Source organism: Agromyces sp. CCNWLW203, assembly GCF_036576125.1.
Lineage (GTDB): Bacteria > Actinomycetota > Actinomycetes > Actinomycetales > Microbacteriaceae > Agromyces.
In genome coordinates, this window is sequence record NZ_JAZHYX010000006.1 from 225,605 (window position 1) to 249,034 (window position 23,430).

General features: G+C 71.3%; 25 protein-coding genes. 10 read left to right on the forward strand and 15 right to left on the reverse strand.

Features of this window, described 5'->3' with window-relative positions; genetic code table 11:
- The first annotated feature begins 15 nt into the window (after positions 1–15).
- On the forward strand, positions 16–387 hold the full coding sequence (locus tag VPH61_RS14885) for an RNA-binding S4 domain-containing protein (protein ID WP_332064287.1): 372 nt from the start codon (positions 16–18) through the stop codon (positions 385–387).
- A gap of 24 nt (positions 388–411) precedes the next feature.
- A complete protein-coding gene (locus tag VPH61_RS14890) occupies positions 412–705 on the forward strand; it encodes a GNAT family N-acetyltransferase (protein ID WP_332064288.1) in 294 nt (97 codons plus the stop codon).
- Between the two features lie 74 nt (positions 706–779).
- On the opposite strand, the gene VPH61_RS14895 is transcribed toward VPH61_RS14890, so the two are convergent.
- Together VPH61_RS14895 and VPH61_RS14900 are read right to left on the reverse strand one after the other, a co-directional pair.
- Positions 780–923: a hypothetical protein gene (locus VPH61_RS14895; RefSeq protein ID WP_332064289.1), complete on the reverse strand. Its 144-nt coding sequence runs from the start codon at positions 921–923 to the stop codon at positions 780–782.
- A 68-nt stretch (positions 924–991) separates the two neighbouring features.
- Entirely contained in the window at positions 992–1,822 is an 831-nt protein-coding gene (locus tag VPH61_RS14900; RefSeq protein ID WP_332064290.1) for a hypothetical protein, read from the reverse strand.
- A gap of 144 nt (positions 1,823–1,966) precedes the next feature.
- On the opposite strand from VPH61_RS14900, the gene VPH61_RS14905 reads away from it, so the two are divergent.
- Complete coding sequence (locus VPH61_RS14905; RefSeq protein ID WP_332064291.1) at positions 1,967–2,377, forward strand: YchJ family protein; 411 nt, start codon at positions 1,967–1,969, stop codon at positions 2,375–2,377.
- Positions 2,378–2,410: 33 nt separating this feature from the next.
- On the opposite strand, the gene VPH61_RS14910 is transcribed toward VPH61_RS14905, so the two are convergent.
- Positions 2,411–2,875, reverse strand: coding sequence for a VOC family protein (locus tag VPH61_RS14910; RefSeq protein WP_332064292.1), 465 nt, complete (start codon positions 2,873–2,875; stop codon positions 2,411–2,413).
- 62 nt (positions 2,876–2,937) lie between these two features.
- The gene (locus VPH61_RS14915) at positions 2,938–3,429 is read right to left on the reverse strand and encodes a carboxymuconolactone decarboxylase family protein (protein ID WP_332064293.1); all 492 of its coding nucleotides are present in this window, start codon (positions 3,427–3,429) and stop codon (positions 2,938–2,940) included.
- Between the two features lie 46 nt (positions 3,430–3,475).
- On the opposite strand from VPH61_RS14915, the gene pdxR reads away from it, so the two are divergent.
- Positions 3,476–4,927, forward strand: coding sequence for a MocR-like pyridoxine biosynthesis transcription factor PdxR (gene pdxR, locus VPH61_RS14920; RefSeq protein ID WP_332064294.1), 1,452 nt, complete (start codon positions 3,476–3,478; stop codon positions 4,925–4,927).
- Between the two features lie 38 nt (positions 4,928–4,965).
- Here the strand turns inward: pdxR and VPH61_RS14925 are convergent, their stop codons facing one another.
- Positions 4,966–6,114: an epoxide hydrolase family protein gene (locus VPH61_RS14925; protein WP_332064295.1), complete on the reverse strand. Its 1,149-nt coding sequence runs from the start codon at positions 6,112–6,114 to the stop codon at positions 4,966–4,968.
- Positions 6,111–6,962 (reverse strand): MBL fold metallo-hydrolase, encoded by an 852-nt coding sequence (locus VPH61_RS14930; RefSeq protein ID WP_332064296.1) that lies wholly within the window; start codon positions 6,960–6,962, stop codon positions 6,111–6,113. The genes VPH61_RS14925 and VPH61_RS14930 overlap by 4 nt, the downstream gene beginning before the upstream one ends.
- A 161-nt stretch (positions 6,963–7,123) precedes the next feature.
- Between VPH61_RS14930 and VPH61_RS14935 the strand changes: the two genes are divergently transcribed.
- Positions 7,124–7,852: a GTP pyrophosphokinase gene (locus VPH61_RS14935; RefSeq protein WP_332064413.1), complete on the forward strand. Its 729-nt coding sequence runs from the start codon at positions 7,124–7,126 to the stop codon at positions 7,850–7,852.
- A 9-nt stretch (positions 7,853–7,861) separates the two neighbouring features.
- Here the strand turns inward: VPH61_RS14935 and VPH61_RS14940 are convergent, their stop codons facing one another.
- Positions 7,862–8,557: an ArsR/SmtB family transcription factor gene (locus VPH61_RS14940; protein ID WP_332064297.1), complete on the reverse strand. Its 696-nt coding sequence runs from the start codon at positions 8,555–8,557 to the stop codon at positions 7,862–7,864.
- A 64-nt stretch (positions 8,558–8,621) separates the two neighbouring features.
- Between VPH61_RS14940 and VPH61_RS14945 the strand changes: the two genes are divergently transcribed.
- Positions 8,622–9,434 (forward strand): hypothetical protein, encoded by an 813-nt coding sequence (locus VPH61_RS14945; RefSeq protein ID WP_332064298.1) that lies wholly within the window; start codon positions 8,622–8,624, stop codon positions 9,432–9,434.
- Positions 9,418–10,251, forward strand: a complete 834-nt coding sequence (locus tag VPH61_RS14950) for an isocitrate lyase/PEP mutase family protein (RefSeq protein WP_332064299.1) — start codon at positions 9,418–9,420, stop codon at positions 10,249–10,251. The genes VPH61_RS14945 and VPH61_RS14950 overlap by 17 nt, the downstream gene beginning before the upstream one ends.
- Position 10,252: 1 nt before the next feature.
- Here the strand turns inward: VPH61_RS14950 and ligD are convergent, their stop codons facing one another.
- From ligD to VPH61_RS14985, 7 genes are all read right to left on the reverse strand, one after another.
- Positions 10,253–11,272 carry a non-homologous end-joining DNA ligase gene (gene ligD / locus VPH61_RS14955; protein ID WP_332064300.1) on the reverse strand — a complete coding sequence of 340 codons (1,020 nt, stop codon included), beginning with the start codon at positions 11,270–11,272 and terminating at the stop codon, positions 10,253–10,255.
- Between the two features lie 51 nt (positions 11,273–11,323).
- Positions 11,324–11,614: a DUF2277 domain-containing protein gene (locus VPH61_RS14960; RefSeq protein WP_056008142.1), complete on the reverse strand. Its 291-nt coding sequence runs from the start codon at positions 11,612–11,614 to the stop codon at positions 11,324–11,326.
- A gap of 38 nt (positions 11,615–11,652) precedes the next feature.
- Positions 11,653–12,438 (reverse strand): lysophospholipid acyltransferase family protein, encoded by a 786-nt coding sequence (locus VPH61_RS14965; protein WP_332064301.1) that lies wholly within the window; start codon positions 12,436–12,438, stop codon positions 11,653–11,655.
- 56 nt (positions 12,439–12,494) lie between these two features.
- On the reverse strand, positions 12,495–13,001 hold the full coding sequence (locus VPH61_RS14970) for a nitroreductase family deazaflavin-dependent oxidoreductase (RefSeq protein ID WP_332064302.1): 507 nt from the start codon (positions 12,999–13,001) through the stop codon (positions 12,495–12,497).
- 32 nt (positions 13,002–13,033) lie between these two features.
- Positions 13,034–14,125: a YihY/virulence factor BrkB family protein gene (locus VPH61_RS14975; RefSeq protein WP_332064303.1), complete on the reverse strand. Its 1,092-nt coding sequence runs from the start codon at positions 14,123–14,125 to the stop codon at positions 13,034–13,036.
- Between the two features lie 129 nt (positions 14,126–14,254).
- The gene (locus tag VPH61_RS14980; protein WP_332064304.1) at positions 14,255–15,055 is read right to left on the reverse strand and encodes a hypothetical protein; all 801 of its coding nucleotides are present in this window, start codon (positions 15,053–15,055) and stop codon (positions 14,255–14,257) included.
- A gap of 299 nt (positions 15,056–15,354) precedes the next feature.
- Positions 15,355–16,287: a lytic transglycosylase domain-containing protein gene (locus tag VPH61_RS14985; RefSeq protein WP_332064305.1), complete on the reverse strand. Its 933-nt coding sequence runs from the start codon at positions 16,285–16,287 to the stop codon at positions 15,355–15,357.
- A 212-nt stretch (positions 16,288–16,499) separates the two neighbouring features.
- Between VPH61_RS14985 and VPH61_RS14990 the strand changes: the two genes are divergently transcribed.
- From VPH61_RS14990 to VPH61_RS15000, 3 genes are read left to right on the forward strand one after another with little or no spacing between them, the layout of a single operon-like run.
- Positions 16,500–17,039, forward strand: coding sequence for a hypothetical protein (locus VPH61_RS14990; RefSeq protein ID WP_332064306.1), 540 nt, complete (start codon positions 16,500–16,502; stop codon positions 17,037–17,039).
- The gene (locus tag VPH61_RS14995; RefSeq protein ID WP_332064307.1) at positions 17,036–19,018 is read left to right on the forward strand and encodes an ABC transporter ATP-binding protein; all 1,983 of its coding nucleotides are present in this window, start codon (positions 17,036–17,038) and stop codon (positions 19,016–19,018) included. Before VPH61_RS14990 ends, VPH61_RS14995 begins: the two co-directional genes overlap by 4 nt.
- Complete coding sequence (locus VPH61_RS15000) at positions 19,015–19,860, forward strand: ECF transporter S component (RefSeq protein ID WP_332064308.1); 846 nt, start codon at positions 19,015–19,017, stop codon at positions 19,858–19,860. Before VPH61_RS14995 ends, VPH61_RS15000 begins: the two co-directional genes overlap by 4 nt.
- On the opposite strand, the gene metH is transcribed toward VPH61_RS15000, so the two are convergent.
- Positions 19,857–23,429, reverse strand: coding sequence for a methionine synthase (gene metH, locus VPH61_RS15005; RefSeq protein ID WP_442879117.1), 3,573 nt, complete (start codon positions 23,427–23,429; stop codon positions 19,857–19,859). The two genes, VPH61_RS15000 and metH, sit on opposite strands and share 4 nt — an antisense overlap.
- Between the last annotated feature and the right edge of the window lies 1 nt (position 23,430).

Sequence of the window (23,430 nt, forward strand, 5' to 3'; positions counted from 1 at the left end):
CCGTAGGCTGTTGGCATGAACGGCGAGTCCCCTGTGCGCGTCGACGCCTGGCTCTGGGCGGTGCGGCAGTTCAAGACGCGATCCGCCGCCACGTCGGCATGCCGGGCCGGGCACGTGCGGGTGAACGGCGAACGGGCGAAGGCGGCCCAGTCGGTGCGACCCGGCGACGAGGTGCGCGTGCGCGTCGACGGGTTCGATCGCATGCTCGTCGTGCGTCAGACGCTCGTCAAGCGGGTGTCGGCGGCGATCGCGGCCACGGCGGTCGACGACCGCACACCTCCCCCGCCGCCGCGCGAGACCGTTGCGATCGTCGCGACGCGCGACCGCGGCGCCGGGCGCCCGACGAAGCGAGAACGCCGCGACCTCGAGCGCCTGCGCGGTCGCTGACCGACTGCGGCGTAGCCTGATCGGGTGCACACCGATCTCACCCACGAACCCGACGCCCGCCGATACGTGCTGCGAGTCGACGGAGACATCGCGAGCGTGCTCGACTACCGGGAGCTCGGCGACTCCGTCGCATTCACCCGCACGTTCACGAATCCGCCGTATCGCGGCAGCGGACTGGCCGGCGAACTGGTCGCGTTCGCGGTCGACGATGTCGAGGCGAACTCGACCAGGCGCATCGTGCCGAGCTGCTGGTACGTGGGCGAGTGGTTCGATCGGCACCCCGATCGGGCGGGACTCCTCGACCCGCGCACCGTCTGAACAGCGGCAGCAGACCACCGCGACGCCCGGCCGGCGACGGAGATTCCGTCGCTCAGCTCAGGCGCCGCTGCAGGTCAGCGCTTGCGGTGCGTGGCCTCGGTCACCGCGTCGCTGTTCGACCGGTTCTCGACCTTGGCCTTCTTGTCGGCGCGCTTCTCTTTGAGGGTCTTGCTGGCAGCCGTCTTGGACGACGACTTCTTCGGCGACTTGTCTGACATTGAGTGACGCCCTTTGATCGGAGGCCTGGGCGGCCCCGTGCCGCAACCCTACGCGAGATCCTCTCGGGTCAGTACCAGTTCATCGACTGCGAGTGCGACCACGCGCTGCACGGCGTGCCGTAGCCGCGCGCGATGTAGTCGAGGCCCCAACTGATCTGGGTCGCCGCGTTGGTCTGCCAGTCGGAGCCGGCGGAGGCCATCTTGCTGCCGGGCAGCGACTGAGGGATGCCGGTGGCACCGCTCGACGCATTGTAGGCGGTGTACGACCAGCCCGACTCCTTCTGCCACAGCTGGCTCAGGCACTGGAACTGCGAATCGTTCCAGCCGTACTTCGACGATGCGAGCGATCGGGCCGTCGCCTTCGCCCCTTCTGGCGTGTTCGCCTGGGCGAGGGCCGCTGCAGCGGCGGCGGCCTGCTCGGCCTGCACGCGGTCGAACTCGGCGGCGGCGGCAGCGGCGCGCTCCGTCTCGGCCCGGGTCTGCTTCGTCAGGTCCACGATCGAGTCGATCGGGAGGCGCTCGTACTCACCGAGCGAGGCGACGGATGCCGCGAGCCCGCTGGAGTCGATCTTGCCGTCGACGGCGGCGAGCGTGGCGCTCGCGACCGTGAGAGTGTCCTGTGCACTGTGGCGCGTGCGTGCCTCGGCGATCGCGCTGTAGGCGCCGAGCTGCTCGGAACGGAGGCCCGTCGACTCGGTGAGCGCGGTCGTCTCGGCGATGCTCGCCTGCGTGCTGATCGCCGACTGCACGGTGAACCCGGTGCCGACGATGAGGCCGGCGGCCACGACGGCGCCGGCTGCGATGAGCCGCTTGCGCCCGATACGGCGCTTTCGGATGCTGCGGCGAGGGCGTGATTCGGGGGCGGTTTCGGTTTCGGGCGTGGTGATGTCGTTGCGCATAGGTTCTGGGGTGCTCGGCTGAGGTGGGGGACGCCCCCGAGCGAGGGCAGAAGTCAGACACTCTGCCCGGTGTTTCTGAAGGGTTCCTCACTTCTTCCTGTGCAGACCATGAGGATGGCGCCCCAGGGCCGCGATACTGGGAGGATGCCCAGCGACACTCCCCCGGCTCGCCCGACCAGCGAGGCTCGCTGCCCCTGCCGCAGCGGAGACGCGTTCGGGCAGTGCTGCGGCCCACTCCTCGCACGCACCGCCGCGGCGCCGACCGCCGTGCAGCTGATGCGCTCGCGCTACACCGCCTTCGCGGTCGGCGACGCCGAGTACCTCAGCGCGACCTGGCACCCCGAGACGCGACCGATCGATCTCGACCTCGACGACGAGACGAGCTGGCTCGCGCTCGAGATCGTGGCGACCGAGCGCGGCGGTCCGTTCGATCGCGACGGCGAGGTCGAGTTCCGCGCCACGTATCGTTCCGATGGTGAGCGCGGGGTACTGCACGAGCGAAGCCGATTCCTCCGCGAGGGCGGCCGGTGGTTCTACGTCGACGGCGACACCTGAGCGCGACGAGCCCGCGGCCGGCCGAGACCAGCTTCAGCCGCGATCGGCCTCCGTGCCGAATCCGTCGCGCAGGGCGCGCTCCTCAGAACCCTCGAGCTCTTCGAAGACGGTGATCTGGAGCCCCGCGGGCGCATCGAGCCGCGAGTTGAGGGAGCGCCACGGCGTCTCGACGGGTTCCGCGACGACGGACGCGCCGGCGCCGGCGAGCCGGCGGGTGGTGCCCGCGCCATCCGTCACCTCGAAGGCGAGCCGGATGCGCTGGCTGGGGCGGCCGCCGGCCTCGAGCTCGTCGATCACGCGCTTGTGCGTCGGGTTCGCGATCTCGAGCGTCGCCCGGCCTGCCTCGAGGATCGTCACCCGGTCGTCACCGCCCTCGGCGTAGGCCATGAGCTCGGGCATGCCGAGCGCGTCGCGGTAGAACGCAACGGCTTGTTCGTAGTCCTCCGCCTCGATCACGACTCGGAGTTGCAGGACCGGTGGCTGCGCGGCATCCGTCATGCCTGCATCCTCGCAGATCGGGTCCCGCCAGAACGGGTCACACCGGGTCTGGTCGCGCCGGGTCAGGCCGCGTCGCGGGCGACGGGCCAGCACCGCGTCGTCACGCCGATGGCGTCCCACACGTTGATGACGATGATGAGCGAGATGAGTGCAGCCGTGCGCTCCTCGCCGAAGATCGCGGTCGCGGCGGTGACGTCCTCCTCGGGCACGTGGGTCTCAGAGAGTCGGGTGATCGATTCGGTGAGGTGGAGGGCGGCTCGTTCCGCCGCGGTGAACAGCCCGGAGTCGCGCCAGACCGCGACGGCGCGCAGCTTCTGCTCCGAGACTCCGGCGGTGCGCGCATCCTTCGAGTGCAGGTCGACGCAGTAGACGCATCCGTTGACCTGCGAGGCGCGGAGCCGCACCAGCTCGCGGAGCTGCGGGTCGAAGTCGACCCGGTCGAGTTCGGCGGTGGCGGCGTGATCGAGCGAGGCGACCGCGCGGGAGAAGCGGGGAACGATCGCGTCGAAGTCGAGGCGGACGGGGATGTCGACGAGTGCATCGGTGATGGTCATGGTGCAACGCTAGGCGGCGATCGGCCCACTGCTACAGTCCATTTCCATGAGAGATTCGCGGGCCATTCCGGGCCTCGACCTGCACCTCGACCTCGACCGGCACCGCAAGGCGGCGTCGCTCGAGGAGACGCTCCGCGACGCCGTGCGCGGCCGCCGCCTCGAGGCGGGCACCCGATTGCCCGCGAGTCGCACCCTCGCCGCCGACCTCGGCATCGCGCGCAACGTCGTCGCCGATGTCTACGGCCGGCTCGTGGCCGAAGGCTGGCTCGAGGCCCGTGTCGGCGCCGGTACCTGGGTCGCCGAGCGCGTGGGCGGCGCGGCTGCGACATCCGGCACCGAGCCGGCCGCCCTGCTCACGCGGCCCGGTCTCGACCTGCGCGGCGGCATTCCGGATGCCTCGTCGTTCCCTCGCCGGGAATGGGCGACGGCCGCGCGGCGCGCGGCCCTCGACCTGCCCGCCTCCGCGTTCGGCTACGGGCCCCGGTTCGGCTCCCCCGCCCTGCGCGCCACGCTCGCCGAATACCTCGGTCGCACCCGCGGCGTGTGGGCGAACGGTGCGGGCATCGCCGTGACCCGGGGTTTCGGCGCAGCCCTTGCGACGGTCGCGCGTGCGCTCGTGTCACAGGGTGCTCGACGCATCGCCGTCGAGGAGTACGGCCACGAGGCGCATCGCGGCATCCTCCGCGCCGCGGGACTCGACGTCGTGGCACTCGCCGTCGACGAGGACGGCGCCGTCATCAGCGAGCTGGCCGGCCTCGCGGTCGATGCCGTCCTCCTGACGCCGGCGCACCAGTTCCCGACCGGAGTCGCGCTCTCGCCCTCGCGGCGCCTCGAGGTCGTCGCATGGGCGGAACGCTCCGGCGCTCTCGTCATCGAAGACGACTACGACGGCGAGTTCCGCTACGACCGTCGTGCGATCGGCGCGCTGCAATCGCTCGCCCCCGACCTCGTCGTCTACCTCGGCACGGCGTCCAAGAGCCTCGCACCTGCTGTCGGCCTCGGCTGGGCCGTGGTGCCCGAGCGCCTGGCCACGGGGTTCGCCGAGCAGGTCGCCGCGGTGAACGGCATCGCCGACGCGCTGAATCAGTCGACGCTCGACGCCTTCATGACGGCGCACGAGTACGACCGCACCGTGCGCCGTCGCCGCGCCGAGTATCGCTCACGCCGGCTGCTCCTCGAGGAACGCGTCGCCGATGCGCTCCCCGGATGCCGGGTCAGCGGCATGCGGGCCGGCCTGCACTGCCTCATCGAGTTGCCGGCCGGCGTCGACGAGCGCGCCGTCACGGGCGCCGCCGCTCAGCTCGGGGTGCGGTTCGACGGCCTCGGATCCTTCCGGCTCGACGCGTCGATTGGGAGGGCGCCGCGTGCGCGGCGACCGCCGGCAATGGTCGCCGGCTACGGAGCACCGGCGCCGCATCGCTTCGCAGCGGCCCTCGACCGGGCGATCGCCGCGATCCGCGCGGAACTCGGAACCTCGACCGCGACCGATCGATCCTGAGCCGATCGTCGTCCGAGTGCCCGCGCCAGGCCGCTCCGTCAGCGGTCGCGCGGGCGACCGTGCTCGTCGAAGAACGCCGCGAGGTGACCGGCGAGCAGTTCGGGCTCCTCGTGCGCCATGAAATGGCCGCCGGATGTCGCGGGATGCCAGACCCTGACATCGCTGCAGGCGCGCTCGGCGATGCTCCTCGGCATGTCCCGGATGATCGCCTCGGCGCTCAGCGTGAATCCGGCGGGCACCGTGATCATCGGTCGCGGCCCGTTCGCCGGGAAGTCGAAGTACTGGCGGAACGAAGTGCCGATCGAGCCGGTCGACCAGTAGAGGGTCGCGAGGGTGAGGAGCGTCTCGCGATCGAACCGGCGCTCGAGGTCGCCGCCGGCGTCGCTCCAGTCACGCAGCTTGTCGACGATCCATGCGAGCAATCCGGCCGGCGAATCGACGAGCGCCGCCCCGATCGTGTCGGGCCGAGTGCCCATGATGGCGCTGTAGCCGCCGTCGCCCTCGTCGAACTCGGCTTCGGCCTCGAGCAGCGCGCGCTCGGCGGGTGTCAGCGGTTCCGTGAAGTCCGCGGGGAACGGCGGGTGGATCATGTACAGGCCGAGCACGCGATCGGGATGCTTCGCGGCGATCCAAGCGGCAACGGTGCCGCCGATGTCGCCGCCGTAGACCCCGAACCGCAGATCGCCGAAGAGCTGCTGCATGAGCTCGGTCATCACGTCGGCCATGCGTTCCCGGGTCAGGGCGCCGTCGGGCAGCTCCGAGAAGAGGAAGCCCGGCATGGACGGGATCACGAGATCGAATCGGATGCCGCGGGCCTCGCCCGCCGCCCGGAGCGCCTCGGCGAGCGGCAGCATCTCGAGGAAGCTCGACGGCCAGCCGTGCATGAGGAGGAGCGGCACTGCCTCACCGTCGGGCGCACCGACACTCGTGCGCACGAAGTGGACCCCGGCGCCCTGCACCAGGGCCCGCCGGTGGTCGAGCTCGTTCAGGTTCGTCTCGATCGCACGCCAGTCGAAGGCCTCCGCCCACTCGGAGACGAGGCTCCCGAGATAGCCGGGATCGACTCCGGCGGCCCAGGGCCGACTGCTGCTCGCCTCGACGAATCGGCTGCGACGCAGTCGTTCGCGGAGGTCCTCGAGCTCGGCATCGGAGAGGTGGATGGTGAAGGGGTCCCCGTCGAAGGTCATGCCCCAGTCTCCCGTGCATCGTCGAGTGCGAGATACGCCCGCTCGACGGCACCGGCGAGACCTTCGACCGGCATCGACCAGTCGACATGAGCAGCGAGCGCCTCGGCCGGCGTCAGCCCCGCTGCGTGCGCTGCACGGAAGCGGTCGGCGATGACTCCGAGTTCGGCCGCCTGCCGCTCCACGAACGCGCGATCGACGACGCGGCCGTGCCCCGGCACCACGGGGTCATCTGGCCGCATGGCGGCGGCGAGGTCGACGAGCACGCCCGGCCAGCCGAGCGGGTAACTGCCCGAGCCGTACATCACCGGCCCCGACTCCTCGATGAGGTCGCCGAGGATCCAGACCCGCTCGTCGGGCACGAAGAGCACGAGATCGGTGTCGGTGTGCGCGGGCGGCTGCGGTCGCAGCTCCACGAGGCGGTCGCCGAGGTTCAGCGAGAGTGATTCGACGAGCGGATGCGTCGGGGGTGTCAGCTCCACGTCCGTCCACTGCCGCTCGGGCTCGCGCGCGGGGTCGGTGCGCCAGGCGGCGAGACGCGGTCCCTCGAACTCCGCGAAGTGGGCGGCGATGTTCGCATGGCCGTAGATCGCGGCATCCGTCGCCGTGCCCGGCCCGAAGACCTGGTTGCCGAACGTGTGGTCGAAGTGCGCATGGGTGTTCACGACCCAGCGCACCGGGCGGTCGAACCGTGACGCGAGGTCATCGGCGAGCTCACGCGCCTCGCTCGGTTGCACTCGCGTGTCGACGAGCAACAGGCCGTCGGAGCCCTCGATCACGACGATCGAGATGTCGAACGGGTCGTACCGGCGCTGGTGGATGCCGGGCGCCACGGTGAGCCATCGAGTCATGCCTCGAGCGTAGCGACGCGTCCGACGCTGGGACGCTGCGCCTGCGGCGAACGCAGCGCGATTCAGGCGCAGATCAAAGCAAATGCAGAGGATCACGTCGTAGCGTGGCATCCGTGACTCCGCTCGACGGTACCCCGCCCACCCGGCACGGCACGCCGCCCATGCTCACGGCGCGCGCCCAACGCACGCTCGAGACGATCGACGGGCAGACGCTCGACGAGATGCGCGCCCTCCGCGACGAGACCGAGCGCTTCATGCTGCGCTACAAGTTCGGCATGGACGAGGTGATCACGAAGCTCTCGATCCTCCGCGAGGAGTTCAACCAGACGCACGACTACAACCCCATCGAGCACATCTCGAGCCGGCTGAAGAGCCTCGAGAGCGTCATCGAGAAGATGCAGCGCAAGGGAATCGACCCGACGTTCGACACGATCAGGGAGACGGTCACCGACATCGCCGGCGTGCGGGTGACGTGCAGCTTCGTCTCCGACGCGTACCGCATCTTCGAACTGCTCACCGCGCAGCGCGACATCCGGGTGCTGCGGGTCAAGGACTACATCGCCGAGCCGAAGTCCAACGGCTACCAGAGCCTGCACGTCATCGTCGAGGTGCCGGTGTTCCTCTCGACCGGCGCGCACCCGGTCGCCGTCGAGGTGCAGATCCGCACGATCGCGATGGACTTCTGGGCGAGCCTCGAGCACAAGATCTACTACAAGTACGACCGCCAGGTGCCGCAGGAACTGCTCGACGGCCTGACGGACGCCGCGCACACCGCCGCCGAGCTCGACACGCGCATGGAGCGCCTGCATCGCGAGGTGCACGGGGCACCGCGACCGCCCATCGGCGCCGACGTGCACCCCGTTGCTGGGCGGCCGGGCACCAAGGTCTGAGGGCCAGCTTCAGTCGCGAGCGAGTTCGGCGAACTTCCGCGACCCGGCCTCGGTCACCCGCAGCGAGCGGTCGCCCCGGCGCCGCTCGATCCACCCCTCGGTGATCACGTGCTCGAGCACATGGGCGCCGAGCCGCCCGGCGATGTGCGGGCGGCGCTCGGTCCAGTCGAGGCATCCGCGCAGCAAGGGCCGCCGCGTGGAGCCGCCAGCCGCGCCGACTCCTCCGGTGATGCCGAACCGCCGTGCAAGCGGGGTCGCCGGGTCGAGCACCCGCCCGGGCTCCCCCGCGACGAGCGGCGCGATCGCACCGTCGCGCACGAGCGCATCGGCGAGGTCGAGGGCGAGCCGGCCCGCGAGGTGGTCGTAGCACGAGCGCGCGAGCGCGAGTCGCTCCGCGGTGGCCGACTGCGAGTACGAGGAGACCTCGCGGCGCGGCGCGATCAGCTGCAGCGCCTCGACGGCGTTCGCCACCTCGGCGCTCGCGAGCGTGAAGTACCGATGCCGGCCGAGTCGCCGATCGGTCACCAGCCGGCCGGCGAGCAGTTGCGCGAGGTGCGTGCTCGCCGTCGAGGCGCTCACACCGGCCACCCCGGCGAGTTCGCTCGCCGGCAGCGACCTGCCGTCGAGCAGTGCCACGAGCATCGCGGCGCGGGCGGGCTCGCCCATGAGCCGGGCGGGTTCTGCGAGATCGGCGTCTCCGTGCATGCCCCCACGATACGTCGATGACACTTCGCCGGTCATCGAAGCGTTCCCGACGTAGCGTCGAGCCATGATCGAGATCACCGAGCGGGCCGAGGTCGAGCGGATCCTCTCGGATCCCGCATCGCGCGTGCCCCCCGCCGCCATCGCGGCGGCCCCCGTTCCGTCGCCGCTGGCATCCTTCCGCGCCGGCGTCTCGCGCTTCGTGAACGGGGCCGAGCACGACGTCAGGCGGACGAGGCTCGACGCACTGCTCGACGGGCTCGACCACGCGGCTCTCGCCGCCGACGCCGCCGCGCGTACCCGCGCCGCAACGCCCATCCGCGACCTTCCGGTCGCCGTGCTCGCGCACGCACTCGGCTTCGCCCGACCCGACGCCCTCCCAGCGCTCGTCGAGGTCGTCGCGGCCGCCTACCCCTTCGGCGAAGCGGCCGACCCCGATGAAGCGGATGCCGCGGTGACGGCGCTGCTCGAGGCATCCGCTGCCCTCGACGCCGACGAGCGCGTGCTGCGCGTGCAGCTGCTCGTGCAGGCGCACGCGGCGACCGTGGCCCTCGTCGAACGAGCCGTCGCCCTGGCCGGGTCGAGTGACGCCATGGTGTCGACTCGGTCGCTGCTCGAGTCCGTGCTCCGCGACGACTCGCCCGTGCCGGCGACGCGGCGGTTGGTGCCGGGAGGCGGTGCACCGGTCGTGCTGCGCCTCGACGGCCCCGACCGGGAGGCGACCGCCGACCGCCCGGCTCGGATCCTCGCGTTCGGCGCGGGCGCGCGAGCCTGTCCGGCGCCCCACCACGCGCTCGCGATCGCCGCCGCGATCGTCGACACCCTGCGAACCGGCCGGCCACGAGACGAGGAGAGCTCCCGCGATGCTGACCCCCGCTGAATTCCGTTCGCTCCACCGGCCGGGGGCTCCGATGCTGCTGCCGAATGCCTGGGATCTCGCTTCCGCACGATGGTTCGCCGCACGCGGCCACCGCGCGATCGGCACCACGAGCCTCGGCGTCGCCGTGGGCGCCGGCAAGCCCGACGGCGCCGGTGGGATCGCCGCCGAGTCGTTCGCGCTCACGGTCGAGGCTGCGCGGCACGGCATCGCCCTCAGCGTCGACCTCGAGGCCGGCTTCTCCGACGATCCCGACGAGGTCGGCCGATTCGCCGCCGAACTCGCGGCGATCGGATGCGTCGGGGTGAACATCGAGGACTCCACTGCAGACGGCGAGCTCGCCGACGTCGAGCTCGCGGCAGCGAAGGTCGCCGCCATCGCCGCCGCGGCACCGGCGCTCTACGTGAACGCGCGCACCGACGGATACTGGCTCGCCGGTGACGGCCGCCTCGACGAAGACGAGCCCGCCGACCGCTTCGACGAGGCGGTGACCCGGGCCGGGCGCTATCTTGCGGCGGGGGCATCCGGTGTCTTCGTGCCCGGCGTGCTGGACCCGAAGACGATCTCCGCGCTCGTGAGCGCGATCGAGGCGCCGCTCAACGTGCTCGTGCAGCCCGAGCTGCCGCTCGCGCGACTCGCCGAACTCGGGGTCGCCCGCGTGAGCACGGGCTCGCTGCTGTTCCGCATCGCGCTCGGCTCCGCGACTGCCGCCGTCGAGGCTCTCCTCGCCGGCCGCGACACGACGAGCCCGCCGGTCGGTGCGCGGCCCGCGGTGCCGTCGTATGCCGAGGTCGCCGCACTGCCCCTCGCCACCCCCTGAGTCAGGGCTGTTGCTTGGCCCGGCTCGGCTGCACGCGCATGGGCTCGCCCGGCATCTTCGGGAAATCGGGAGGGAAGGGCAGTTCGCCGAGACCGTCGTCGAGGTCGCGCTGCCACCACTCCAGAAGGGTGTCGATGCGCCCCGGCGCATCGTGCATGCCGTGCCACGGATCGCCGGACCGCTCCAGTCGTGCGGGCACCGTGCGCACCGTGTGATCGGCCGGGTCGGTCGAATCGAGTTCGTCCCACTCGAGCGGGCACGACACGGAGGCGCTCGGCAGCGGCCGCGGGCAGTACGCGCCCGCCATCGTGCGGTCGCGGTTCGCCTGGTTGTAGTCGATGAAGATGCGGTCGCCCCGCTCCTCCTTCCACCAGTTGGTGGTGACCCGGTCGGGCATGCGGCGTTCGAGTTCGCGGCCGAGCGCGATGACGGCGTGGCGCACGTCGAGGAACTCGTGCTCGGGCTCGATGGGAGCGAAGACGTGGATGCCGCGGCTGCCCGAGCTCTTCACGAACGCGGTCAGCCCGACCTCGCCGAGCAGCTTCCGGAGCTCGACCGCGACGGGTACCGCCTCGGCGAACCCCGTGCCGGGCTGCGGGTCGAGGTCGATGCGCAACTGGTCGGGATTGTCGGGGTCACCGGCTCGAGACGCCCACGGGTGGAAGACGATCGTGTTCATCTGCGCCGCCCAGACGGCCCCGGCGGGTTCGTCGATGACGAGCTGCGGGTGCGTGCGTCCGCTGGGGTAGGTGACCGGCACCGATCTCACCCAGTCGGGTGCACCCTTCGGCGGATTCTTGGAGAAGAACTGCTCGCCGTCGACGCCTCCTGGGAACCGCTGCAGCGACACGGGGCGATCGCCGTTCGCCTCGACGAACGGCACGCCCACGGCGATGAAGTACTCGGCGAGCTCGAGCTTGGTGACGCCGGCCTCGGGCCAGATCACGCGCGACGGACTCGAGATCCGCACGTCGCGATCGCCGTGCGGACCGGGGACGGTGAGAGTGACGGCATCAGCCATGAACGAGACGCTACTCCCCTCGCCGTCTCCGAGCCCAGGCGCGGCGGCGCGTCACGCGATCTGCGCGGTCGCCTGCGTCGCGTATCGCCGCGCCGCGCGTTCCCTGGCCTTGGCAGCCTCCTCGTCGCGGTTCTTCGGCGGCGCGGTGGTCACGAGGTCGTCGAGCAGGTGACGGGTCACGTGCGCGATCTCGGCCACGGCGCGGTCGAACGCTTCGGCGTTGGCCTTCGAGGGCTTCGTCGAGCCGCTCACCTTGCGCACGAACTGCAGCGCCGCGGCGTGCACCTCGTCATCGGTCGTCGCGGGCTCGAAATTGTGGAGGGTGTGGATGTTCCTGCACATACCACGAGCCTAACCCGCGAGTTCGAGGATGTCTCGGTTCAGCGCTGCTCGTCGCGAGCTTCCCGGGCCGCGTCGCGGGCGGCATCCCGAGCCGTGTCGGCGGCGGCGGCCTCTGCCGGCGTCGGGGCGGTGCCGCCGAGCGAACGGGGCTGCCACCACTTGCCCGTGCCGTCGACCGGGTACTCGGCCTGGAGTCGATCGACCATTCGCTGCAGTGTCTCGCGCAGTCGCTGGGTGACGGTGTGCGGGTCTTCGCCGGGGGCGACCGTGATCGGTTCGCCGAACGCGAAGCTCACCGGCACCCCGAACCGCTCGAAGAACCCGACCTTGCGACCCTTGGTCATGAGGCGGTGACCGCCCCATACCGCGACGGGGATGATCGGGACCCCGGCCTCAGCGGCGAGTCGGGCTGCACCGGTCTTCAGTTCGCGCACGGTGAAGGATGCGCTGACTCCCGCCTCGGGGAACACGCCGAGGAGTTCGCCGTCGCGGAGCGCCGAGACCGCTTTCGCGTACGCCGCGGCCCCGGCCTTCATGTCGACCGGGATGTGCTTCATGCTGCGCAGGAGCGACCCCACGACGGGCTTGTCGAACACGCTCTGCTTCGCCATGAACCGGATGCGCCGACGGTTCGCGAGCCACGTCGCCCACTCGACCAGCGCGAACTCGAAGTAGCCGAAGTGCGTCATGGCCACCACCGCGCCGCCGGTCGCGGGCATGTGCTCGGCACCCGTCACCCGGCGCTTCAGGCCCCAGAAGCCGAACAGCCCTCGCCCGGCGACGATCGCCGTGCTGTAGACCGGTTCACTCGGGCGTCTCGTCATGCTCCCAGCGTAGGCCGTGGCGCTGAGCGTGGCCTGCGTCCGCGCAGGCCGGAGCGTCACATCGATGCGTGATGCGTGTCGGCGACGGGTTGCAGGAGGAAGAGCCGCACGACCCGCCCCGACTCCCGTTCGTAGGCCCGGTACCCGGGCCACTGCGCCTCGATGCGCGCCCATGCGGCGTCGCGCTCGGCGTCGTCGATGCGGCTCGCCCGCACCGACATCCGCCTGCCTCGTACCGTGATCGCGGCATCGGGGTGTGCCATCAGGTTGTATGTCCAGCCGGGGTGGCGGTCGCGAGCGAAGCTCGTGCCGGCGACGATCGCGCGGCCGTGCCCGTCGGGCGTGTACATCAGTGCGGAGTCGCGCGGCTCGCCCGACTTCGCTCCCGTCGTGTGCAGCACGAGCGACGGCACGAGCAGGGCGCTCAGCTGCACCCGCCCGCCCGAGAGTGCGGCGATCACTCGCTCGATCGGTGGAAGAGCACGCGGGGCGCACCAGCGGAAGACCCGGGTACGGGTCAGCGGCGACACCACGGAACGGACGAGCAGCAGCACGGACGGCATCCGCCCATTCTGGTGCGTGAGCACGGTCGGCGTCACGCGCCCACGGCAGGCGGCTTCTCGGAACGCGTCGTCTGGGCACGCTCCTGCTCGACCGCTTCGCGCGCGGCGACGAGTTCTGCCGCGGCATCCGTCGCCCGTCGCTCGGCGCGCTGCATGCGCCGGATCGCCACCGTCGGCGCGCCGTAGCGCGCACGCACCCGATCGTGCTCGTCGTCGACGCCGGTCACGATGTAGGCGCCGGCGATGAGGATGACCTGGCTCGACAGGTTCAGCCAGATGAGCAACGCGATGAGCGAGCCGAACGAGGCGAGCAGCGGATTGCTCGTGGCGCCGCCGACGAAGAGGCCGGAGAGCACCTGCAGCACCGAGAGGCCGACGGCGCCGAGGAGCGCGCCGCTCCACAGCGAGCGGGCGCTCGGCCGCATGCCCGAGAGCACGCGGAACATGACCGCGATCAGCAGTGCGTCGATCACGAAGGTCACCGCGATCGTGATGAACCGGGAGGACGCGTCGAGCACCGCGTCGCCGCTCGAGATGCCGAGCCAGCCGAGCATGGTGCCGAGGGCGCTCGTGCTGAACACCGTGACCGTCGCCGCTGCCGCGAACGCGACGCCGAACCCGATCGCGAGGAGCAGGTCGCGGAGCATGACCCAGATGAAGAACGTCTGGTCGTCGGGTTGCGAGCCCAGCCGGCGGAAGGCGGTGCGGAGCGAACCGATCGCGCCGATCGCGGCACCGACGAGACCCACGAGCGCGAGGATGCCGGCGATGCTGAGCGTGAGCGGCTGCACGAGGTCGCTCGGGGCGATGAGGCCGCCCTCGCCGACCAGGCCCGGGATCGCCGCGTCGATCGACTGGACGAGCGCCTCGAGCGCGTCGGGATTGCCCGAGAGCCACACACCCGCGACCGCGAAGCCGAGGAAGACGCCCGCGAAGATCGAGAACAGCACCCGGTAGGTGACGCTGTCGGCGAGCATCGCGCCGTGCCGCTCGAGATAGAGCAGGAATGCCCGCACGGGCTTCAACGTGAGCGCCCATGCGGTCACCCGGGTTCCGAACGCCACGATTCGGGCGAAGGGCCCGTGTTTCGCGGCCTTGCCGGTCGCTGCCCCGTGCTCGGTCATGCCGTCAGGCTATCGAGGCGACCGGCCTCCGCGCAGTGGTTGACACGCGCCGAACCCGTCCTTCACGCGAAACGGCGACGACGCGGGCGAGGAGCCCGTGTCGCCGCCGTTCGGTCGATCTCGCGGGAATCAGTACCAGCCGGACGACTCCGACTTGTCCCACGCGGCGCACGGAGTTCCATAGCGGCCGGCGATGTACCCGAGGCCCCAGGTGATCTGGGTGGCGGGGTTCGTCTGCCAGTCGCTGCCGGCGGTGCCCATCTTGCTGCCGGGCAGGGCCTGCGGGATGCCGTAGGCGCCGCTCGACGTGTTCTCGGCGTAGACGTTCCAGCCCGACTCCCTGTCCCAGAGGGAGACGAGGCAACCGAACTGGTCGTCGCCCCAGCCGTACTGGGCAGCCATGAGGTCGCGGGCGATCGCCTGGGCGCCGCTCGGGTTCGCCGGTCCGCTCGGACGCGAGCCCGTCGACGGCGCCGCCGACTTCTCGGCCTCGGCGGCGGCAGCCGCAGCAGCCGCAGCGGCAGCGGCAGCGGCCTGTTCGGCCGCGATGCGATCGGCCTCGGCCACGGCGGCGCGCACCGGCGCCGCGTGCGCCTCGATGCGGTCGGCGAGTTCGAAGACCCGCTCGGGGGCCAGCAGGCGGTAGTTGCCGAGCGCTGCCGTCGACGAGGCGAGCTGCGAGGCATCCGCCTTGCCCTGGGCGGCGACGATCGTGTCGTTCGCGGCGGCGAGCGCATCGTTCGCCGTCTTGACCGCGCGGGCCTCGAGGATGCCGGCGTGCGAGCCGAGCTGCTCGACATCGAGGTTCGCGGCGTCGCGCAGGGCGTCGGTCGCGGCGACGCTGTCGTTCGTGGCGGCGACGGCAGACTGCACGGCGAACCCGGTGCCGACCATCGCACCGATGGCGACGACGGCGCCGGCTGCGAGCATGGGAGCGCTGCGCCAGAGAGGGCGGTTTCGGTGCGACCGGGGGCGAAGGGCTTCGGTCTCGCGGGCTTCGGACGGGGTGTTCTCAGAAGATGAAGGCTGGTTCTGCATGACTTTCACACGGCGGATCGATCGGCGCACTGCGCTGGACGACCCTTGTTCGACGTTCCACGAGCGGGGGCGCCCGGGCGAAGTGGCCAGTCTGCCGAGGCCTTCTGGACAGAACCTCAGCTTCTCCTGTGAAAGTCATCCGAAGCGGAGACCGGATCCTCATCGCTGAGGTAGTGCCAGTCGACCGGATTTCAGTACCAGTTGTTCGCCTGGAAGTGCGCCCATGCACCGCAGGGCGTGCCGTACCTTCCGGCCACGTAGCCGAGCCCCCAGCTGATCTGCGTGGCGGCATTCGTCTGCCAATCGGCGCCCGCCGAGGCCATCTTGCTCCCGGGCAGCGCCTGCGGAATCCCGTAGGCACCGCCGGGACTGCCAGCGGTGACATTCCACCCGGATTCCTTGTTCCAGAGCGCCACGATGCAGCCGAACTGGTCGTCGCCCCACCCGTAGCGGGCGATCATCATGTCGCGGGCGATGACCTGCGCCTCGCTCGGGTTCGCGGGTACCGCCGGTGCCGGTCCGCCGCCCGCGGGCGGCGTCGCGGCGTCGCGCTCGGCCGCTGCGCGTTCTGCAGCCGCGCGTTCGGCTGCGGCCTGCGCGGCTGCGGCCGCCTGCTCCGCGGCGAGGCGATCGAACTCGGCGACCGCCGCCTGCACGGTCACCGCGTGGGCGCGCGCGTCGTCGGCGAGCTCGAAGACGCGCTCGGGTGCGAGGAGTTCGTACGACCGCAGCGCGGCGACGGATGCCGCGAGGTCGGAGGCGTCCGATTTGCCGCCGGCTGCGGCGATCACGGCCTCGGCCTCGGTCAGCGCAGCCACCGCGTCCTGCGTGGCCCGCGCAGTGAGGATCCCCTCGTGCGTGCCCAGCTGACTCGCGTCGAGATCGGTGGCCGCCGAGAGCTGGGCGGTCTCGGCGACCTGTTCCGCAGCGAGTTGCGCGCGCTCCGCCACCGTGTCGGTCGAGATCACGCCGGTGCCCGCGACGGCGGCCAGCGCCACCACGGCCGCTCCGGAGAGGACCGCACGCCAGCGCCGGGGTCGTGGCCGGGTGCGTGGGAGCCCTGGTCCGGTCGGTCCGCCCGTCGAGGGTCGTGCGGTGGTCGAGACTCCGGACACGTCGCTCATGCTTCTCCCCAGTGGGGACGCGACGCTGCGGCCGATCCCCCATCGTGCGAGATCCGCGAGCGCCTTCCGCTCGCTGGAAGTTGCCGATTCGCACAGACTAACCGAAGGGTTCCTCGGGTTCGCAAGCCGATCGTGACAGGTGTCCCGCTCGTTCATGTCGCGGTGTTTCGCGCCACGGCTCAGCTGGACCGCGCGTCGGTAGGGTGGTCGTCGTGCGATCCCCCCTCATCTCCCTCCTCCTCGTCGGCGCCCTCGCATTGAGCGGCTGCGCCGCCGCGACGCCGTCGCCCGAAGCCGATCCGACCGCGGCCGCGACCACGGAGGCGAGCTCCGACGCGGGCGCCGGTGCGGACTGCGAGGGCATCGCCGTGATCGTCGACTTCGGCACGCTCGACGAGGATGCCGCGTCGGAATGCGTCGATGCGACATCCGCGACCGCAGCGGCCGACGCGCTCGACGAGGCCGGCGTCACGACCGAGGGGTCGGTCGAGTGGGGCGATGCGATCGTCTGCCGGGTGAACGACCGGCCAGGACCCGATGAGACCGTCGAGGTCGCGGGCGAGGCCTCGTTCGTCGAGTCCTGCCAGTCGATGCCCCCGGCCTACGCCTACTGGGCGCTCTGGGTGAAGCCCTCGGCCGGCGCCGAGTGGGAGTACGCGCAGGAAGGCCTCGGTACCCTCGAGCTCGAGCCCGGGCAGAGCGTCGGCCTCGTCTACACCACCGGCACGGAGACCCCGACCCCGGCTGGATGATGCGGTTCCGCGCGGCACCTCTGCGGGCGGCGGCGATCGTCGCGGCGGTGTTCGTGGCGTCGCGCGTCGCCTACCGGATCGTCTTCGGCGGGGCGTCCGGCGGCGGAGTACTGCTTCTCGACCTGCCACGTATCCCCCTCGACGGGCCGTTCGCGCACGTCGCCCTGTTCGGACCGGTCACGACCGGCGGCATCTGGAACGCTGCGGTCAGTGCGTTGCCGTTCGCGGCCGTCATCCTCGCGTTCGGCGTGCTCAACGCACTCGTCGACGTGCAGCGGCTCTTCGTGCGGGGATCGACCCGCGGGCCGATCCGCGCCGTCTCCCGTTCGCTCGTCATCGCCTGGGCCACCGCGCCGGCACTCGCCCAATCGGTTCGACGGATGCGCCGCGCCGCCGCCCTCAGGGGTGAACGGGGGCCCGCGGCCCTCCTGGTGCCGGTGTTCGAGCACACGATCGAGCGGGCGCTCGCCCTCGCCGCCTCGATGGAGGTACGCGGGTTCGCGGCATCCGCTCGACCCGTCGGCGATGCCCAACGCCCGGTGAGGTTCGCCGCGGCCTCACTCGACCTGGGCGGCGCGTGGCGCCTCGACGGCATCGACCTGGCGCTCATGCCCGGGAGCCTCGCGATCGTCTCGGGCGCGACCGGGTCGGGCAAGTCGAGCCTGCTGGGTGCCATGAGCGGGCTCTTCCAGCACTTCGAGGGCGGTCATCAGAACGGACGGATCGAGATCAGCGGGCTCGATCGGCTCCGACACCCTCCGCGTGAGACGGCGGGAGCCGTCGGCGTCGTCGCCCAGCAGGTACGACTGTCGTTCGTCGCCGAGACGGTGCACGACGAGATCGGCTTCGCACTCACGACGCAGGGCATCGACGGCGCGATCATCGACGAGCGCGTGCAGCGGATCGCCGGCGAACTCGACATCACCGGGCTGCTCGAGCGGCCCGTCACCGCACTCTCCGCCGGCGAGGCGACGCTCGTCGCGATCGCCGCAGCGCTCGTCGGCCGCCCGACCCTGTTGCTCGTCGACGAGCCGCTCGCCGAGCTCGATGCGGCAGCGCGACATCGCGTGTGCGAGGTGCTCGACCGGGTCGCGCACGAGTCGGGCGCCTGCGTCGTCGTCGCCGAGCATCGCACCGCCGAGTGGCGCGGCGTCGCCGACGCCTGGCTCGCGATCGGCGACGGGCGGGTCTCGAGCGTCGAAGCGCCGGCGCCCACCCCGGTGGTTGCGCCAGAGGTTGCGTGGCCAGTTCCGGACGGCGACGAAGCAGGCGACAGCGACCGGGTGACGCGGACGCCGCGGCATCCCCTCGTCTCGGTACTGGGCCTCGACGTTCGGCACGCCGACGTCGTCGCGGTCCGCGATGCGCGGCTCGCGCTGCATGCGGGCGAGGTCGTCGCGGTCACGGGAGCGAACGGCGCCGGCAAGTCCAGTCTGCTGGGTGCCATGGCGGTGCCGGGTGCCGCGGGCACGGTCCGGGTCGACGGCGTCGACGTCGCCTCGCTCGCCCCTGCAACACGGCGACGTGCGATCTCGCTCGTGCCCGAGCAGTTCGACGACCTCTTCTTCGCGACGACCGTCGCCGCGGAGTGCCACCGGGCGGATCGCCGGAACCGGCCGTCGGCGCCGACCGCCGAGACCTTCGGAGCGCTGCTCGGCCGTGACCTCGATGAGGGTCTGCTCCTGCGGCATCCGCGCGACCTCTCGGCGGGTGAGCGGCTGTGCCTCGCGATCGCGATCCAGCTCGCCTCCTCGCCCGCAGTGCTGCTCATCGACGAGCCCGCCCGGGGGCTCGACGCGGCGGCGAGGCGCCAGGTGGGTGCGGCGATCGTCGCCGCCGCGGCGACCGGGCGGGTCGTCCTGTTCGCCACCCACGATCGCGAGTTCGCCGCCCGCTACGCGATGCGCGAGTTCACGCTCGAGCACGGCAGGGTGTCGGCGTCGACGCGCGTCGCCGTCGCCGCCGAGGTGATCGCATGACCGCCGTCGAGGTGCCCGCGGTGCGACGACGCGAGCGTCTGACCACGGTCGCACTCCTCGCCGGCAGCACCCTCGCACTCGCCGCGTTCGGCTGGCCGCTCGTCGCGACCGCAGTGCCTGCCGATGCGCAGCGCGCCGCGCCGTTCGTGGCCTTCGCGGTGCTGCCCGCGATCATCGCCGTCGTGCTCGCCGCACTCGATCGGCAGATGCACTCGGCGAAGGCGGTGGCGCTCCTCGGGGTGCTCGCGGCGATCGGCGCCGGCATCCGCATCGCGGGGGCGGGGGTGGGCGGCATCGAGGCCGTGTTCGTCCTGCTGATCCTCGCGGGGCGGGTATTCGGCGCCCGCTTCGGGTTCCTCCTCGGCATGCTCACGATCGCCGTGTCGTCGGTGCTCTGGGGCGGCATCGGCCCATGGACGCCGTTCCAGATGTTCGCGTGCGCCTGGGTCGCCGCGGGGGCCGGCCTGCTGCCGGCCATCCGCCCGCGGGCGGCGACCACCTCGGCCGTGCGCCGCGCGACCGCGCTCGAGATCGGAATGCTCGCCGCGTACGGCGTGGTCGCGGCGTATGCCTTCGGGCTCGTGATGAACCTCTGGTTCTGGCCGTTCGCCGTCGGCACGGGCACCGGCATCTCCTACGACGGCGCGGCGCCGATCGGTGAGAACCTCGCCTCGTTCGCGCTGTACTCGCTCGTGACCTCGACGCTCACCTGGGACACGGTGCGCGCGGTCACGACCGTGCTCGGCATCGCGCTGATCGGTCCGGCCGTGCTCGCCGCCCTCCGGCGAGCGAAGCTGCCGTCGCAGCAACGCACGCAGCACGAGCCGGCCCGTCACCCCTAGACGGAGAAGTACTTCGCCTCGGGGTGGTGGAAGACGAAGGCGTCGGTCGACTGCTCGGGGTGCAGCTGCAGCTCCTCGGAAAGCACGACGCCCATGCGCTCGGGCTTCAGCAGTTCGACGACCTTCCGACGGTCCTCCATGTCGGGGCAGGCGGGGTAGCCGAGTGAGAACCGGGCACCGCGGTAGTGCAGCTTGAAGAGCCCGGCGACGTCGTCGGGGTCCTCACCTCCGAGACCGAGTTCGTCGCGCACGCGCGAGTGCCAGTACTCGGCGAGTGCCTCGGTGAGCTGCATGGCGAGGCCGTTGAGCTCGAGGTAGTCGCGATACCGGTTCTCGGCGAAGATCTTCGCCGTCGCTTCGCTGACCCGCTGGCCGGCCGTCACGAGCTGCACAGCGACGACGTCGACCTGACCGGAGTCGCGCCCGCGAACGAAGTCGGCGAGGCAGAGGTGGCGGTCGCGGCGCTGCCGCGGGAAGTTGAAGCGCAGCCGGTCGGTGCCGATCATGCCGCCCGAGCCGCCGTCGGGAGCGAGCAGGCCCGCTGCGCCGAGGATCCCGTCGGGGTCGTCGCCGTGGTGGAGCACGACCATGTCGTCGCCGTCGGCGACGACCGGGAAGTAGCCGTAGGCGACCGACGCATCGAGCAGTCCCTCGGCGAGGATGCGGTCGAGCCAGTACCGCAGTCGCGGCCGACCCTCGGTCTCGACGAGCTCATCGTAGCTCGCGCCGTCGTCGGCCCGGCTCGGCTTCAGGCCCCACTGCCCCATGAACGTGGCGCGCTCGTCGAGGAACGCGGAGTACTCGGCGAGCGCGATGCCCTTGACGATGCGGGTGCCCCAGAACGGCGGTGTCGGCACGGCGTTGTCGGCCGCGACATCCGATCGTGCCGGCGTCTGCTCGGGCTCGGTGACGGTGAGCAGTCCGGGCCGGTGGATGCGCTTCTTGAGCGCCGGAAGCCCGACGGTCGCCGGGTCGGCGCCACGGGAGATGGCCACGAGCGGCTCCATGAGCGCGAGCCCCTCGAAGGCGTCGCGGGCGTAACGCACCTGGCCGTCGAAGATGCCGGCGAGGTCGTCTTCGACATAGGTGCGGGTGAGGGCCGCGCCGCCGAGGATGACGGGCCAGCGCTTCGCGAGCCCGCGTGAATTGAGTTCGAGCAGATTCTCCTTCATCACCACGGTCGACTTCACGAGCAGTCCCGACATGCCGATGACGTCGGCATCGTGCTCTTCCGCCGCCTTGATGATGTCGGCGATGGGCTGCTTGATGCCGAGGTTGATCACCTCGTAGCCGTTGTTCGAGAGGATGATGTCGACGAGGTTCTTGCCGATGTCGTGCACGTCGCCCCGCACCGTGGCGATGACCATCTTGCCCTTGCCGCCGGCGGCCGACTTCTCCATGTGCGGTTCGAGCAGGGCCACCGCGCTCTTCATCACCTCGGCCGACTGCAGCACGAACGGCAGCTGCATCTCACCCGAGCCGAAGCGCTCGCCGACGACCTTCATGCCCTCGAGCAGGTGCACGTTGATGATGTCGATCGCGCTGAGGCCGCCGGCGCGCGCGAGGTCGAGATCTGCTTCGAGCCCCTTCGCCTCGCCGTCGATGATGCGGCGCTCGAGGCGCTCGCCGACGGGCAGTGCTGCGAGTTCCGCGGCTCGCGCGTCACGGATCGCGGCCATGTCGACACCCGCGAAGAGGTCGAGCATCGCGACGAGCGGGTCGTAGGTCAACGTGCCGTCGGCGTCGTACTCGCGGCGGTCCCACACGAGGTCGAGCGCGACCTTGCGGCGATCCTCGGGCACCGAGGCGAGCGGCACGATCTTCGCCGCGTCGACGATCGCGCTCGTGAGACCGGCCTCGACGGCCTCGTGCAGGAACACCGAGTTCAACACCGACCGCGCAGCGGGGTTCAGCCCGAACGACACGTTCGACACACCGAGCGTCGTGTTGATGCCCGGGTACTTCGCCGTGATCTGGCGGATCGCGTCGATCGTCTCGATGGCGTCGCGCCGCGTCTCCTCCTGCCCGGTCGCGATCGGGAAGGTCAGCGCATCGACGATGATGTCGTCGACACGCATGCCCCATTCGCCCACGAGCGTGTCGACGAGCCGCGAGGCGATGCGCACCTTGTTCTCGGCGGTACGAGCCTGCCCCTCCTCGTCGATCGTCAGGGCGATGACGGCGGCGCCGTGCTCCTTGACGAGCGGCATGATGCGGGCGAAGCGGCTGGTGCCGCCCTCGCCGTCCTCGAAGTTCACCGAGTTGACGACCGGGCGCCCGCCGATGAGCTCGAGCCCGGCCTGCAGCACCGCGGGTTCCGTGGAGTCGACGACGAGCGGCAGCGTCGAGGCGCTCGCGAGCCGTGAGACCACTTCGCGGATGTCGGCCACCCCGTCGCGGCCGACGTAGTCGACGCAGACGTCGAGCAGGTTGGCGCCGTCGCGCACCTGGTTGCGGGCGATGTCGACGCAGTCGTCCCACCGCTCGTCGAGCATCGCCTCGCGGAACGCCTTCGACCCGTTGGCGTTGGTGCGCTCGCCGATCGCGAGGTACGAGCTCTCCTGCTCGAAGCTGACGTGCTGATAGAGGCTCGCGACACCGGGGTCGGCCTCGACACGGCGAGCGGATGCCTCGGCGCCCCGCAGCCTCGCGACGACGGCGCTCATGTGCGCGGGCGTGGTGCCGCAGCATCCGCCGACCAGGCCGAGGCCGAACTCGCGCACGAACTGCTCGTGCGCGGTCGCGAGCTCATCCGGGGTGAGCGGGTAGCTCGCGCCGTTCGCGCCGAGCACCGGCAGGCCGGCGTTCGGCATGCACATGACGGGAACGTTCGAGAACTTCGAGAGGTGACGCAGGTGCTCGCTCATCTCGTCGGGCCCGGTCGCGCAGTTCAGGCCGATCGCATCGACGCCGAGCGGTTCGAGCGCCGTGAGGGCCGCGCCGATCTCGGAGCCCATGAGCATGGTGCCGGTCGTCTCGACGGTGACCTCGACGAAGATCGGCAACCGCACCCCGGTCGCGGCGATCGCCTGCTTGCAGCCGTTGACGGCGCTCTTGGTCTGCAGCAGGTCCTGCGAGGTCTCGACGAGGAAGGCGTCGGCGCCGCCGCGGATGAGGCCCTCGGCCTGCAGTGCGAAGGTCGACTTGAGGTGCGCGTAGCTCGTGTGACCGAGGCTCGGCAGCTTCGTGCCCGGCCCCATGGAGCCGAGCACCCAGCGCTCGCGCCCGTCACGGGCCTGCCACGCCTCGGCGCGCTCACGGGCGATCGCGGCGCCGGCCGCCGCGAGCTCCTCGATGCGGTCGTCGATGCCGTAGTCGGACAGGTTCGACCAGTTCGCGCCGAAGGTGTTCGTCTCGACGGCGTCGATGCCCGTCTCGAAGTAGGCGTCGTGGATCCGCCCGATGATGTCGGGGCGGCTGACGTTCAGGATCTCGTTGCAGCCCTCGAGCTGCTGGTAGTCGTCGAGGCTCGGGTCGTGCTCCTGCAGCATCGTGCCCATCGCCCCGTCGGCGATGACGACTCGCGAGGCGAGCGCCTCGAGCAGGTGCACCGATCTCTCGGGTCGCACG

Bases quoted from the DNA above. Each gene is read 5' to 3' on its own strand.
- VPH61_RS14940 (WP_332064297.1), bottom strand. From the start codon at position 8,557: ATGCACGGAGACGCCGATCTCGCAGAACCCGCCCGGCTCATGGGCGAG.
- VPH61_RS14915 (WP_332064293.1), bottom strand. From the start codon at position 3,429: ATGACCATCACCGATGCACTCGTCGACATCCCCGTCCGCCTCGACTTC.
- VPH61_RS14910 (WP_332064292.1), bottom strand. From the start codon at position 2,875: ATGACGGATGCCGCGCAGCCACCGGTCCTGCAACTCCGAGTCGTGATC.
- VPH61_RS14965 (WP_332064301.1), bottom strand. From the start codon at position 12,438: ATGACGAGACGCCCGAGTGAACCGGTCTACAGCACGGCGATCGTCGCC.
- VPH61_RS15000 (WP_332064308.1), top strand. From the start codon at position 19,015: ATGACCGCCGTCGAGGTGCCCGCGGTGCGACGACGCGAGCGTCTGACC.
- ligD (WP_332064300.1), bottom strand. From the start codon at position 11,272: ATGGCTGATGCCGTCACTCTCACCGTCCCCGGTCCGCACGGCGATCGC.
- VPH61_RS14975 (WP_332064303.1), bottom strand. From the start codon at position 14,125: ATGACCGAGCACGGGGCAGCGACCGGCAAGGCCGCGAAACACGGGCCC.
- VPH61_RS14945 (WP_332064298.1), top strand. From the start codon at position 8,622: ATGATCGAGATCACCGAGCGGGCCGAGGTCGAGCGGATCCTCTCGGAT.
- VPH61_RS14935 (WP_332064413.1), top strand. From the start codon at position 7,124: ATGCTCACGGCGCGCGCCCAACGCACGCTCGAGACGATCGACGGGCAG.
- VPH61_RS14960 (WP_056008142.1), bottom strand. From the start codon at position 11,614: ATGTGCAGGAACATCCACACCCTCCACAATTTCGAGCCCGCGACGACC.
- VPH61_RS14930 (WP_332064296.1), bottom strand. From the start codon at position 6,962: ATGACTCGATGGCTCACCGTGGCGCCCGGCATCCACCAGCGCCGGTAC.
- VPH61_RS14900 (WP_332064290.1), bottom strand. From the start codon at position 1,822: ATGCGCAACGACATCACCACGCCCGAAACCGAAACCGCCCCCGAATCA.
- VPH61_RS14905 (WP_332064291.1), top strand. From the start codon at position 1,967: ATGCCCAGCGACACTCCCCCGGCTCGCCCGACCAGCGAGGCTCGCTGC.
- VPH61_RS14885 (WP_332064287.1), top strand. From the start codon at position 16: ATGAACGGCGAGTCCCCTGTGCGCGTCGACGCCTGGCTCTGGGCGGTG.
- VPH61_RS14950 (WP_332064299.1), top strand. From the start codon at position 9,418: ATGCTGACCCCCGCTGAATTCCGTTCGCTCCACCGGCCGGGGGCTCCG.
- pdxR (WP_332064294.1), top strand. From the start codon at position 3,476: ATGAGAGATTCGCGGGCCATTCCGGGCCTCGACCTGCACCTCGACCTC.
- VPH61_RS14995 (WP_332064307.1), top strand. From the start codon at position 17,036: ATGATGCGGTTCCGCGCGGCACCTCTGCGGGCGGCGGCGATCGTCGCG.
- VPH61_RS14980 (WP_332064304.1), bottom strand. From the start codon at position 15,055: ATGCTCGCAGCCGGCGCCGTCGTCGCCATCGGTGCGATGGTCGGCACC.
- VPH61_RS14970 (WP_332064302.1), bottom strand. From the start codon at position 13,001: ATGCCGTCCGTGCTGCTGCTCGTCCGTTCCGTGGTGTCGCCGCTGACC.
- VPH61_RS14985 (WP_332064305.1), bottom strand. From the start codon at position 16,287: ATGAGCGACGTGTCCGGAGTCTCGACCACCGCACGACCCTCGACGGGC.
- VPH61_RS14925 (WP_332064295.1), bottom strand. From the start codon at position 6,114: ATGACCTTCGACGGGGACCCCTTCACCATCCACCTCTCCGATGCCGAG.
- VPH61_RS14895 (WP_332064289.1), bottom strand. From the start codon at position 923: ATGTCAGACAAGTCGCCGAAGAAGTCGTCGTCCAAGACGGCTGCCAGC.